Source organism: Pseudoalteromonas luteoviolacea, from assembly GCF_000814765.1.
GTDB classification, from domain to species: Bacteria; Pseudomonadota; Gammaproteobacteria; order Enterobacterales; family Alteromonadaceae; genus Pseudoalteromonas; species Pseudoalteromonas luteoviolacea_H.
In genome coordinates, this window is the sequence record NZ_JWIC01000010.1 from 258,148 (window position 1) to 271,471 (window position 13,324).

Consider the following 13,324-nt stretch of genomic DNA (forward strand, 5'->3'; position numbering starts at 1 on the left):
TCTTAATTACTGTATTTAGCACTATTTTCATTTATCATGTCTGGCTCAAACGTGGTGTTAGGTAGACAAGGTCGATAAATGAGCAAAAACTGGGGCATTTTAGTCCTACCCCTGATTAGTACACAAGTTATCGCTAATTCGAACACTGTTAGCGGACTCTGTAAAGACTATCTTCAACCAAAGGGTTGGCAACCAATACCAGGCATACTTCCTGACACCATCGATATTCAAGCGAATAAAGTCGAGCTACAAGGCACGGATAGTGCCGAGTTTTCAGGTGATGTTGCCGTCAACACCAGCACGATGACCGTTACCGCTGAAAGTGCGCTCATTGACAAACGTAAAGGGTTACTCAACGCGTCTGGCCCATTGTTATTCCAAGATAATTACACCAAGGTGAACAGCAGTGGAATGTATGCTGATCTCAGCCAAAGTGAATTTAGCTTGCTGGGTGCTCAATATGAGTTAACTGAGCAACTTGGTAGAGGTAAAGCTGAGAAACTACGTGCCACATCGACTCAAGTCGACTTGTTTAATTCAAGCTTCACAACTTGCCCAAGTAGCACACCGTTTTGGGCTATTGAAGCCAGTACGATTTCTTTAGACAAAGAAAAAGGATGGGGCGAAACATATAACACAGTACTAAAAATACTTGATACGCCTGTCATTTATGTACCTTATTTTACGTTTCCCATTGATGATAAGAGAAAGTCAGGGCTATTAACTCCCACTCTATCAAGCTCTAATCGCTATGGAGCAGAAATAGTTACTCCTTACTACCTTAATTTGGCAGAAAATTATGATGCGCTGCTCACGCCAAGGTACATGTCCAATAAGGGATTGCAATTGCAAGGGGAGTTTCGCTATTTAACCGAACAACATGCCGGACTAATAGCCACCGAATTTCTTAATGATGATAAGTCTGAACCAAACTTAGATGAACGATATTTAGTTCATTGGCAACAGAAAAGCTATTTTAATGACAACTGGCGCGCTAATATAGATGTGACCAACGTGAGCGATGACAATTACCTCACTGATTTGGGCTCTAATTATGCAAACCAAACAGATACCCAGTTATCCAGAAAAGCTCAGCTAAGTTATCTTGGAGATGACTGGTTAGTCGACCTTCAATTACAAAACTTTGAAGTACTGGGTAATCACGCAGAGTCGTATGCAGCGTTCCCTGAAATCACAGTGAAAAACCGAACGGCAGAAAAGTACTTTGGTGTTGACTGGCAATTTACAGGTCAATTGAGCCACTTTAAAAATGATGATGCCAAAATAACAGATGCTACCAGAATCCACTTGGAACCCAGTGTTACATACAATATTAATGACTACGCTTGGTCATTTGACTCAAAGCTCTCACTACTGCATACACACTATGAGCAAAATGGTAGCTTCAATGAGACCGAATTTGCAGAGTCAATATCTCGTACATTGCCTCAGGTTAGACTATACGGCCAATTAAATCTTGAGCGTAATACCGACTTATTCCTCACGGATGGTATTCAGACTTTAGAACCTCAGATCCAATACTTATACGCGCCGGAAAAAGATCAGAGCAGAATTGGGACTTATGATACGGTCAAAATGCAAGATGACTTTTTTGGATTATTTAGAGAGCGCCGTTTTTCAGGCGTGGATTACATATCTGAAGCCAATCAATTTACGCTTGGTGCAACAACGCGTTTGCTTGATAACAAAAATACCGAGCGTTTTAGCTTAAGTGTCGGTCAGATTATCTATCTTAGTAATTCAGCTAAACCAACAGAAAATACACTCGACAACCGCTTTGGCGAAAAAAATTATAACGCGCTGTTTGCCGCAGAAACAAAAATACATTGGCATCCTAGATGGTATTTTTCTGGCGGTATCCAGTATGATGCAGATGAGAAAGACCTGATACGTTCACATATGACAATTGACTATCGAGGTAATAATAAAAAACTGGTACAGTTGAACCATCACTACGTTAATGATGTCTCAGGTAATGAGATAGATCAGGTTGGCATCTTCACCAGTTTGCCAATAGATGATAATTGGCAAGTTGTCGCAAGTTATCACCGAGATTTGACCAGTAAACGTAGCGTTGAAGTATTTGCAGGTGTGCAATATGAATCATGCTGCTGGGCTGTACAAATTACTGGAAACAGAACGATAGAAACTGACTTGAATCAATCTACGAATTTTCAAGACCCGGTCTTCGACTCGAGCATAAATTTTAATTTTGTGCTAAAAGGGTTGGGAAGTAAGTCAAGATACGACGCAAGCCAATTACTTAAACAAGGTATATTTGGCTATCGTAGACCCTATTTTTTAAATAATTAACAACAAAGACTCTTATGAATTTCAAAAAGCTGTTACTCATTCCCGTTTTAAGTGCTGCGCTATGCCAGCCTGCACTTGCTGAACGTATACAAATTGACAAAGTAATCGCCACTGTAAATGACGGTGTGGTATTACAAAGTGAAGTTGACCAAATTGTAAACCGGGTTAAAGATCAAGCCAATCAGCAAGGTACTGAGTTACCATCGGATAAAGTACTACGCATTCAAGCAACTGATAAATTGATCGACGAGACCCTTATTCTTCAACTTGCGAGCAGAATGGGTCTAGCAATTTCTGATGCGCACCTAGATCAGACGCTTGCGAATATTGCTAAAGAACAAGGCGGTACAATCAGTGATTTAAGACGCTCAGTTGAAACGTCAGGTAATAGCTTTCAAGCATATAGAGAAGAAATTCGTAAAGAGATTACGATCGGACAAGTAAAACGCAGCGCCGTTGATAGACGAATTTATATAAGCCCTCAAGAAATCGAGAATCTCAATAAGATCCTGGCGCAGCAAAGCGGACAAAGCGAAGAATATAACATCGGCCATATTCTGATCAAAATTGAGAGTAAAGCAAACCCTGAAGAAATTGCTGAAGCAAGAGAGCGGGCAGAGAACGTCATTAAGTTTTTAAATGAAGGTAAAGACTTTAAACGCATCGCTATAGCGTCTTCAGGCGGCGCAAATGCATTAGATGGTGGTCAGCTTGGCTGGATGGGCATCAATGAAATGCCGACCTTGTTTGCCGAAGCTATTAAAGGCAAGAAAAAAGACGAGCTTGTTGGTCCGTTGCGCTCCGGTGCAGGTTTCCACATAGTGAAAGTTCAAGATGTACGTGGCCGTGAGCTTGTCGAAACAGTAGAAGTGCGTTCTAGACACATTTTATTAAAGCCTTCTATCATTTTAAGTGAAGAAAAAGCACGTGACATGCTAGCTGGGTTTGTACAAGACTTAAGAGCAGGCAAAGCTGATTTCGCTGAATTGGCAAAAGAACACTCGGAAGATCCAGGCTCTGCATTGAAAGGTGGAGAATATGATTGGACTGATCCGTCAACCTATGTTCCTGCGTTTAGAGAAACATTGATGGGCCTTGAACAAAATGAAATCAGTGAGCCGTTTCGTAGTACATTTGGTTGGCACATTGTAGAGCTTCTAGATAAGCGCGTGGCTGATAAAACCGAGCAAGCCAAAATGAACCGTGCACACCAACTGCTATTTAGAAGAAAATTCAAAGAAGAAAGCTTCAAATGGATGAGAGAAATGCGAGAGCAAGCTCACATTGAAGTTCTTGAAAGTAAATAAGAAGAGCATATATGAGCTTGAGAATAGCGATTACACCTGGCGAGCCAGCTGGCATAGGCCCTGATTTAGTCATTAAATTGGCGCAGCAGAGTTGGCCTGCCCAGCTTGTTGCGGTAGTGGACAAAAGCGTATTAGAACAAAGAGCAAATGAACTCGGCTTAGAGATAGAATTACTCGCGTTTGATCCGCAACAAGATGTTCAGCCAGCAGCAGCAAAGCAGCTCTACTACCTTCAAGTAGATAAAGGGTGTGATGTTGTTCCGGGCCAGCTAGACGAACAAAATGGTCAGTATGTGTTAGACACGCTGCGTATTGCCTCTGAAAAAAATATGGACGGCACTTTTGATGCAGTTGTTACTGGTCCTGTACATAAAGGCATCATTAACAGAGCAGGGATCTCTTTTAGCGGACACACGGAGTATTTTGCACACCAATCAAATACACCTGATGTGGTTATGATGCTTGCCACAACAGGATTACGTGTTGCATTAGCGACCACACATATCCCGCTCGCATACGTATCAAAAGCCATCACACAAGAGCGCTTAACAAAAGTCGCCAATATTCTATACCATGACTTACAAACGAAATTTGGTGTAGAAGATCCTCGTATTCTGGTATGTGGGTTAAATCCTCATGCAGGTGAAGGCGGGCATTTAGGTAACGAAGAAATAGATACTATCTCACCAGTACTAGAAAAGCTTAACAATGAGGGGAAAAACTTTATTGGACCTCTCCCTGCTGACACGCTTTTCCAAGCAAAGTATTTAGACAATGCAGACGCTGTACTTGCGATGTATCACGATCAAGGATTACCTGTGTTAAAATATAAAGGATTTGGTAACTCAGTTAATATAACTTTGGGATTGCCTTTTATCAGAACCTCGGTTGATCACGGGACAGCCCTAGATCTTGCCGCATCAGGTGATGTGGAAGTCGGTAGTTTTGAACTGGCAATTCACGAAGCAATCAAGCTTGCAAGCAAGAAAATACAGAATTCATGACAGATAAAGTACATTTGGGCCACCGTGCCCGTAAAAGATTCGGCCAAAACTTCTTAAATGATGACAATATTATCGACAAGATTGTTACGGCCATAGATCCAACCCCGAATGACAACCTAGTTGAGATCGGACCGGGCTTAGGTGCTATCACTGAGCCGGTCGTTGAACTTAGTGGTAAATTAACGGTTGTTGAATTGGATAGAGACCTCGCAGAACGTTTGATTGCACATCCGACGATGGGCAGTAAGCTGAACGTACATCAAGGCGATGCCATGAAGTTTGATTTTGCGAGTCTAGTCAGTGAAACAGCAAAGCTAAAAATTTTTGGTAACTTACCTTATAACGTCTCAACGCCGTTATTGTTCCACCTCTTTGAATTTGCAGACCACGTAGAGCATATGCATTTCATGCTGCAAAAAGAGGTGGTTAATAGAATGGTGGCAGGCCCAGGTTCCAAAGCATATGGTCGTTTAAGTGTGATGACGCAATACTATTGCCATGCTATGCCTGTTATCGAAGTGCCCCCAACCTGCTTCAAACCGGCGCCGAAAGTAGACTCTGCGGTGGTGCGACTCATACCAAAGGACGCAACTCAGCGCAGTGCAAAAAGCACTAAGGTATTAAATACTGTTTGCTTGGAAGCATTTAATCAGCGACGCAAAACGCTTCGCAATAGCTTATCAAATCTGCTTACAGTGGATGAAATAACTCAATTAGGTATTGACCCGTCACTCCGTGCGGAAAATATCTCTCTGTCTCAATTTATCGAAATTGCTAACTGGATCTATGACAACAAACAGTGAAATAGGCAGTCCAATAAAAGTCTCCGTTGAGACTTTTTATGTGGAGGCACAGTCCCAGCCTGAAAAAGATAAGTACGTGTTTGCTTATACCATTACGATAAAAAACCATAGCCTTTGTAGTGCAAAATTAGAAAGCCGGTATTGGTTAATAACAGACGCAAATGGCAAAGAAACAGAAGTCGAAGGCGAAGGCGTGGTGGGTGAACAACCCACTATTCGACCCGGTGAAAGCTACCAATATACCAGCGGTGCAGTTTTAGATACCCCTGTGGGCACGATGGAAGGCTACTACTTGATGCGTAATGAATTTGGTTCTGAGTTTAAAGCGCCAATCCAAGTATTCCGCCTTAATCGTCCGGACATACTGCACTAACGACGGTATGGCTTATTACGCAGTTGGCGATTTACAAGGATGCTATACGCCATTTAAACAGCTTTTGGCACAAGTAGATTTTAGCCCGAGTAGAGATCATTTGTATTTAGTGGGAGATCTGGTTGCAAGAGGACCAGACTCTCTTGCCTGTCTAGAATATGTTTATTCACTGCAAAATTCTGTGACTGTCACACTCGGTAATCATGACTTACACTTACTATCCACGGTGCTCAACAATAAACAGGCCAACCCTAAAGACAAGCTAGACGCACTGCTTTCAAGCGCAGCATTGCCCGACTATATCCACTTTTTACAATCGCAGCCTCTGTGTACTTACCTCCCAGAATTCGATAGTTTTATATCACATGCAGGCATACACCCTTACTGGAATATTGAACAAGCGATCGAATTATCTAACTGGGCTCAGACTTACTATCAAGGCCCTATGGCAGCAGATTACCTATCCAAGATGTATGGTAAGAACCCAGCTATCGATTTGTCCCCGTCCGACCAGCAGCTTAAATTCAATACTATCGTAAATGTATTTACCAGAATGCGTTTTTTAACAGAGCACTGGCAATTAGATTTTGACAATAAAGGGGAAATTAACAAGGGTGAATTACTACAGCCTTGGTTTGCACACCCTCGATTTAAAACAAGTCGTACTCGTTTCATATTCGGGCACTGGGCTGCACTGCAAGGGAAAACAAGTCTCAATCATGTAGTTGCTTTGGATACAGGTTGCGTATGGGGTGGTCCAATGACCTTGCTTAATTTGTCCACAAACGAACAAATAACCAGCAATTAGTCAAAACCTATCCGTTTTTACTGAATTTTATATTCACATCTGCTATAAAATACTTAACTAATGCGCAATAAATCCGATAAGTGGTTGTACTGCTTTAACTTGATGGTATGTTTGTATGAATTTAACCGTTAGCCAACGTATTTGGGGTGGCTTTATAATAATTACCCTGCTTTTATTATCTATCGGTGTGAACTCACTGCTCAGGATCGCAAATATCGATAGTTCCACTCAATTGGTCAATAATTTGTCTCTTCCTGCGTTAGATAGAAGCGCAGCTTTACAAATTGAGTTTACGCAAATGAGCAAACTCGCTCAAGCTAGCTTTTACACTCAATCAAGTAATGATTTGAGCAGCCTAAAGTCCGCTTTTAACACGCGACAAAAAGCATTTGAGCAAAGCTATTCAGCGCTTAATCAAACAGTTCAGAATGAACCAACGCTATCAGGGAGCAGCCGAGATGTTGCAGATAGCTTTGGTACATTCTCTAAGTCGGTTACCTCACTATTTGCTGATAAATCACTGGAGCTGAGTCTAAACAAGCAGCTTATTTCACAATTAGAGGAAGCTGAAATAGCCGCTGAAGACGCCGCAACCGTGGTGCTAGATATTTTAGACTTAGATGGCTTTGAATCATTAAATGCTCGCGCATACCAAGCTGCAAATAAGCTAGAAAACTCATTTAGCTCGTTGGCAACAAGCAGTGGAGATATCCTGACAATTAATGATTCAAGCACGTTAGATATTGTCAAAAAAGAACAAAGCTATGTATTTGAAGATGTCGACCGCAACCTTGAATTAATGCGCAACACTGTAGCTCAGCTAGATGAAGATCTACTCAATGATTTAGACTCATACTACAGCGCACTTAAAGAACAACTTCAAGGCAGTGACAGTATTGTAAACAACCGCCAACGCTTGATCACCGCACGTATAAATACTCAAAATGAGCTGAACAGTGCAGAGAAAGCGACTCAAAAGGCACTTGCACAATTGGGTGAGCTAGTAGCGCAGTCCAAACAGTTGGCATTTGAAATCCAAAATGAAGTGACTGAGGATGTATCATCAGCCAATATCGCAACGTGGACCGGCATGATTGCAGCCACTTTACTGGCCATTGGTATCGCCTACTTCACTGTGAGCCGTATTACTAAGCCTCTTGCGGAAGTTAACCGCGTACTTGATATTGTGGCTAGAGGTGATATGACGCACTCACTTGATGCCTCAGCCAAAGATGAGTTTGGAGAATTAGCACAAAGTTGTAATACCCTGATCACCAGCTTAAAAGAGTTGATCACAGGTATTGTCTCACGCTCTACTCAATTAGCAGCAGCTTCAGAGCAAACTTCTGCAATCACTTCAGAGTCAAGCCAAGCGATAAAAAGTCAGCAGTCACAAGTTGAACAAGCGGCTACTGCAACCACTGAAATGAGCAGTACGGCTCATGGTGTAAGTAACAGTGCACATCAAGCACTTGACGAAATTAAAAACGCAGACCAAGAAGCTGAGCGTGTTAAAGGGATTTCCCATGACAATAAAAGAACGATTGAGCAACTGGCGCATGAAGTGGAGGAAGTTTCTACCGTTATCAACAAACTGCACCATGACAGCTCTGCGATCGGTGGGATTTTGGATGTTATTCGTGGCATTGCGGAACAAACTAACCTACTCGCTTTAAATGCTGCAATTGAAGCCGCTCGTGCTGGTGAGCAAGGCCGAGGATTTGCAGTGGTAGCCGATGAAGTGCGCTCTTTGGCGAGTAAAACACAAGAGTCCACACAAGAGATTCAGTCAATGATTGAGTCCCTGCAAGCCGGTGCAGAAGAAGCCGTCACAGCCATGTCAAAAGGCCAACAACAAGCGGAATCGTGTGTGGCACAAAGTGATATCGCTAACGAAGCACTTAACTCAATTACCGATGCCGTATCAAGAGCACACGATGTAAGTGAGGAAATTGCGACAGCAGCAAATGAGCAACAACAGGTATCACAAGAAATCAGTGAACGATTAGAGTCAATTGTCACCATCGCAGAACAAACCGCGGAAGGTGCAAATCAAACGACTATTTCCAGTTCAGAAGTTGCTAAATTAGCTGAGGAATTGAGACAGTCTGTCTCACAATTTAAAGTTTAATCAGCTTAAGACGTGAAAAATTAAAAATTTTTTACACATTAAAAGAAAAGAATACTTTAGTTCTTGGCTTTTTAATTGAAATAGTTGCAATAAGTTAATCTGAAATGTGATAAAAGAATAAAAAAAACCGCCCATCAGGCGGTTTTTTTAAATCATATCATTATCAAAATAATGCTTTCGCTTTTGCAACGATATTCTCAACTGTAAAGCCAAAATGCTTGAATAGCTCACCTGCAGGTGCAGACTCACCAAATGTGCTCATACCTACAATCGCACCATTTAGACCAACATACTTAAACCAGAAATCTTCAATACCCGCTTCAATTGCAACACGACGTGTTACTGATGAAGGCAATACTGATTCTTTGTATTCAGCAGATTGAGCATCAAATACATCGGTAGATGGCATAGATACTACACGTACCTTTTTACCTTCTTGGCGCAGCTGTTCTGCCGCTTCCACAGCTAGTTGAACTTCTGAACCTGTTGCAATAAGAATAACCTCAGGGTTTGCATCACAACTTAAAATATAACCACCACGTTTAATGGCCGCAACCTGCTCTTCACTACGAGGTTGCTGAGCCAAACCTTGGCGAGTAAATACGAGTGATGTAGGACCATCCTTACGTTCCACTGCTTGCTGCCAAGACACTGCTGACTCGACCTGATCACATGGACGCCAATTAACTAAGTTCGGTGTCATACGCATATTTGCAAGCTGCTCTACCGGCTGGTGTGTTGGGCCGTCTTCACCTAAACCAATTGAGTCATGAGTGTAAACGAAAATGCTTGGTTGTTTCATAAGTGCAGCCATACGCACCGCGTTACGCGCATACTCCATGAACATTAGGAAAGTCGCACCGTATGGGATAAACCCTTTGTGCAACGTAATACCATTCATGATCGCAGACATACCAAATTCACGTACACCATAGAAGATGTAATTACCTGATGCATCATCTGCAGTTAACCCTTTTGAGCCTTCCCAAAGCGTCAAGTTTGAACCAGCAAGATCCGCTGAACCACCCATAAACTCAGGTAAAATTGGACCGAAAGCGTTAAGCGTATTTTGTGACGCTTTACGTGTCGCAGGATTAGCAGGGTTCGCCTGTAATTGTGCAATATATGCTTCTGTTTGCTCAGTCCAATTCGCAGGTAATTCACCCTTAGTACGACGCTCAAATTCAGCCGCAAGCTCTGGATAATGCATCTGGTATTCAGTGAACTTAACTAACCACTCGCTTTGGATTTGCTGTCCGTGTGCCGCACCATCCCACTTAGCATACACATCTTCAGGGATTTCGAATGCATCATGCTTCCAGCCAAGGAACTCACGCGCAGCTTTAATTTCATCATCACCTAACGGCGCACCGTGACAATCATGGCTACCTGATTTGTTCGGAGAACCATAGCCAATCACTGTTTTACAACAAATCAGAGTCGGTTTACCTGTTTCAGCACGTGCAGCTTCGATGGCAGCGGCGATTGCTTCGCTATCATGGCCATCAACAGCTGGAATAACGTGCCAGCCATATGCTTCAAAGCGCTTTGGTGTATCATCACTAAACCAGCCTTCCACTTCACCATCGATTGAGATGCCATTGTCATCCCAAAACGCGATCAATTTACCTAGGCCTAATGTACCTGCAAGAGAGCATGCCTCATGAGAAATGCCTTCCATCAAACAGCCATCACCTAAAAATGCATAAGTATAGTGATTAACAATATCGTATTCGTCACGGTTAAACTGAGCTGCTAACGCCTTTTCAGCAATAGCCATACCAACAGCATTAGTGATGCCTTGGCCTAAAGGACCCGTCGTTGTCTCGATACCTGGTGCATAACCATACTCAGGGTGGCCTGGCGTTTTAGAGTGCATTTGACGGAAGTTTTTCAAATCATCAATCGATAAGTCATAGCCACTCAAATGTAATAAAGAATAAATTAACATTGAGCCGTGACCATTTGATAATACAAATCTATCTCTATCTACCCACTCTGGATTGTTCGGATTGTGCTTTAAATAATCGCGCCAAAGTACCTCTGCGATGTCTGCCATGCCCATGGGTGCCCCTGGGTGGCCTGATTTAGCCTTTTGTACAGCGTCCATGGATAGAACGCGAATTGCGTTTGCAAGTTCTTTGCGAGATGGCATGGATTCTCCTACCTTTAAGTGTTTGCACGGGTGTTTTAAAGGCCCATTCTTACCTAATAAAATTACCACTGCAATTAAAATCACAATAAAAGTTATAAATTCACATTGTTTTTAATGCAGAAAATGCAAGTAATTAAAAATAGACGTCTAGGCGTAAAAAAACTATGCATACATTCATGTTTTGGTTAGAATATCTCTCCTAGATTTTTCCAGCGCTGTTTTACGCATGTTCGCGAAGCGCACTTTTTGTGAGTATATAATAATGGCGAAACACTTATTTACTTCAGAGTCAGTTTCTGAAGGCCATCCGGATAAAATTGCGGATCAAATTTCAGACGCAGTATTAGATGCAATTCTTGAGCAAGACCCTAAAGCACGTGTTGCGTGTGAAACCTATGTAAAAACAGGTATGGTCATGGTTGGTGGTGAAGTAACCACAAGCGCTTGGGTAGATATCGAAGAACTAACGCGTAAAACCGTTCGTGAAATTGGTTACACGCATTCAGATATGGGCTTTGATGCTGATTCTTGTGCAATCTTAAATACAATTGGTAAGCAATCTCCTGATATCAACCAAGGTGTAGACCGTTCTCGCCCTGAAGATCAAGGCGCTGGTGACCAAGGTCTGATGTTCGGTTATGCATGTAACGAAACTGATGTTTTAATGCCTGCACCAATTACATATTCTCATCGTTTAGTTCAGCGTCAAGCTGAAGTTCGTAAAGACGGCACACTTCCTTGGCTTCGCCCAGATGCAAAGTCACAGGTAACTTTTGCTTATGAAAATGGACAACCTGTTGGCATCGATGCAGTCGTTCTTTCTACTCAACATTGTGATTCAGTATCTCAAGATGATTTGGTTGAAGCGGTGATGGAAACCATCATTAAGCCAACTCTACCAAAAGAGCTGATCACTGAAGCCACTAAGTTTTTCATCAACCCAACTGGTCGTTTCGTAATTGGTGGCCCAATGGGTGACTGTGGTCTTACAGGTCGTAAAATCATCGTTGATACATACGGTGGTATGGCAAGACACGGTGGTGGTGCTTTCTCTGGTAAAGATCCATCTAAAGTTGACCGCTCAGCGGCTTACGCAGGTCGTTACGTGGCTAAGAACATTGTTGCAGCTGGTCTTGCTGATAAGTGTGAGATCCAAGTTTCTTATGCAATCGGTGTTGCAGAGCCAACCTCTATCAGCATTGATACATTTGGTACAGGTAAAGTTGACGAAACACGTTTAATCGAACTTGTTCGTGAGCACTTCGACCTACGCCCATATGGCTTGATCACTATGCTTGATCTTGAGCGTCCAATTTATCAACCTACAGCGGCATACGGCCACTTCGGTCGTGAAGAATTCCCGTGGGAAAAAACCGATAAAGCTGAAGCGCTTAAAGCAGCAGCTGGCGTATAAATACCAATCTTTTGAAAAGGCGCTATATGCGCCTTTTTTTAACCTATCAAAAACTCTTCAACATCTTCTTTCACATCGGTATAGTCATCGTCACTCAAGTCTAGAGCAAGCATCACATCGTCTTTAAAGGCGTGCCAATCCGCACAGCTTCTAAAATGCTTAATTTCAAAGCAAAAATTTTCCGCCAGTTTCAAAGTTGCCATAATTTTTTTTTCAACATCAGAGTCATTGTCTTGGAAAAACAGCGGATCATGATGTCGTAAAATAATTTGGCATACCCTTTTAGGTAAATGCCAAGAGCTAGCCAAATAGTACCCTACAACCGTGTGGTTTGTGGGATACTGTTGTGCTTCGTATTCTATCAATGGGTGTTCTGGCCGCTGCGCTGCACGCATCAGCACATCATTATAATCTTTAAAACGCATCGCCATGGCAGGGACACCCGCATCATGAAATAGGCCAAGTAATTGCAAGTCTTCAACCGGAATTGCTGGGCTTACTTTTTTTCCTATGAGCATCGCGACCTGTGAAATATCAGACGCACTATCCCAAAAACGCTGCAAAGAAATACAGCAGTCATCTTGTGCAAACGCACTTTTTAGTAAATGCCCTGTTACAACCTGAGTAATACAATTCATGCCCAAAAACATCACAGCCTGTTTAATATCTGTGACCGTTCTAGACATACCATAGGCAGGAGAATTGATAACTTTCAATACCGCAGCAGATGTGGCTACATCTTCTGTAATAATGGCAGCCACCCGATTTAATTCAGGTTCATCTCTATTTAATTCATCTTGAAGGCTTTGTAAGATTTCTGGCTTGGCAGGTAGGCTAAAGCCTGACCTTAAATCTGCTAAAACTTTGTCATCAATATCTATCATAGGTCACCCATCTGGTGGCTTTGATTTTAGTGTAGTAGATGAATTTTGACCTGTCGCGACTATTTAATAATCTCTAATAGTTATCAATTTGAATAAGCTCAAATACAGTAT

Annotated in this window: 10 protein-coding genes; 8 read left to right on the forward strand and 2 right to left on the reverse strand. The window is 42.2% G+C overall.

The features are described 5' to 3' along the window. The first annotated feature begins 78 nt into the window (after window positions 1-78). From lptD to JF50_RS22565, 7 genes are all read left to right on the forward strand, one after another. A complete protein-coding gene (gene lptD / locus JF50_RS22535) occupies window positions 79-2,334 on the forward strand; it encodes an LPS assembly protein LptD (protein WP_039611578.1) in 2,256 nt (751 codons plus the stop codon). A 14-nt stretch (window positions 2,335-2,348) separates the two neighbouring features. Beyond that, window positions 2,349-3,641: a peptidylprolyl isomerase SurA gene (surA, locus tag JF50_RS22540; RefSeq protein WP_039611579.1), complete on the forward strand. Its 1,293-nt coding sequence runs from the start codon at window positions 2,349-2,351 to the stop codon at window positions 3,639-3,641. A gap of 11 nt (window positions 3,642-3,652) precedes the next feature. Beyond that, the gene (gene pdxA, locus JF50_RS22545; RefSeq protein WP_039611580.1) at window positions 3,653-4,645 is read left to right on the forward strand and encodes a 4-hydroxythreonine-4-phosphate dehydrogenase PdxA; all 993 of its coding nucleotides are present in this window, start codon (window positions 3,653-3,655) and stop codon (window positions 4,643-4,645) included. Then, the gene (rsmA, locus tag JF50_RS22550; RefSeq protein WP_039611581.1) at window positions 4,642-5,448 is read left to right on the forward strand and encodes a 16S rRNA (adenine(1518)-N(6)/adenine(1519)-N(6))-dimethyltransferase RsmA; all 807 of its coding nucleotides are present in this window, start codon (window positions 4,642-4,644) and stop codon (window positions 5,446-5,448) included. Before pdxA ends, rsmA begins: the two co-directional genes overlap by 4 nt. Then, window positions 5,432-5,821, forward strand: a complete 390-nt coding sequence (gene apaG, locus JF50_RS22555; RefSeq protein WP_039611582.1) for a Co2+/Mg2+ efflux protein ApaG — start codon at window positions 5,432-5,434, stop codon at window positions 5,819-5,821. The genes rsmA and apaG overlap by 17 nt, the downstream gene beginning before the upstream one ends. A gap of 7 nt (window positions 5,822-5,828) precedes the next feature. Then, window positions 5,829-6,629, forward strand: coding sequence for a symmetrical bis(5'-nucleosyl)-tetraphosphatase (locus tag JF50_RS22560; RefSeq protein ID WP_039611583.1), 801 nt, complete (start codon window positions 5,829-5,831; stop codon window positions 6,627-6,629). 115 nt (window positions 6,630-6,744) lie between these two features. Further along, window positions 6,745-8,760 carry a methyl-accepting chemotaxis protein gene (locus JF50_RS22565; RefSeq protein WP_039611584.1) on the forward strand — a complete coding sequence of 672 codons (2,016 nt, stop codon included), beginning with the start codon at window positions 6,745-6,747 and terminating at the stop codon, window positions 8,758-8,760. Between the two features lie 163 nt (window positions 8,761-8,923). Here JF50_RS22565 and tkt read toward each other — a convergent pair whose 3' ends face one another. After that, window positions 8,924-10,915 carry a transketolase gene (tkt, locus tag JF50_RS22570; RefSeq protein WP_039611585.1) on the reverse strand — a complete coding sequence of 664 codons (1,992 nt, stop codon included), beginning with the start codon at window positions 10,913-10,915 and terminating at the stop codon, window positions 8,924-8,926. A gap of 262 nt (window positions 10,916-11,177) precedes the next feature. Between tkt and metK the strand changes: the two genes are divergently transcribed. Next, the gene (gene metK, locus JF50_RS22575) at window positions 11,178-12,329 is read left to right on the forward strand and encodes a methionine adenosyltransferase (RefSeq protein ID WP_039611586.1); all 1,152 of its coding nucleotides are present in this window, start codon (window positions 11,178-11,180) and stop codon (window positions 12,327-12,329) included. A gap of 38 nt (window positions 12,330-12,367) precedes the next feature. Here metK and JF50_RS22580 read toward each other — a convergent pair whose 3' ends face one another. Continuing rightward, window positions 12,368-13,213, reverse strand: coding sequence for an HDOD domain-containing protein (locus tag JF50_RS22580; RefSeq protein WP_039611587.1), 846 nt, complete (start codon window positions 13,211-13,213; stop codon window positions 12,368-12,370). Window positions 13,214-13,324 lie beyond the last annotated feature (111 nt).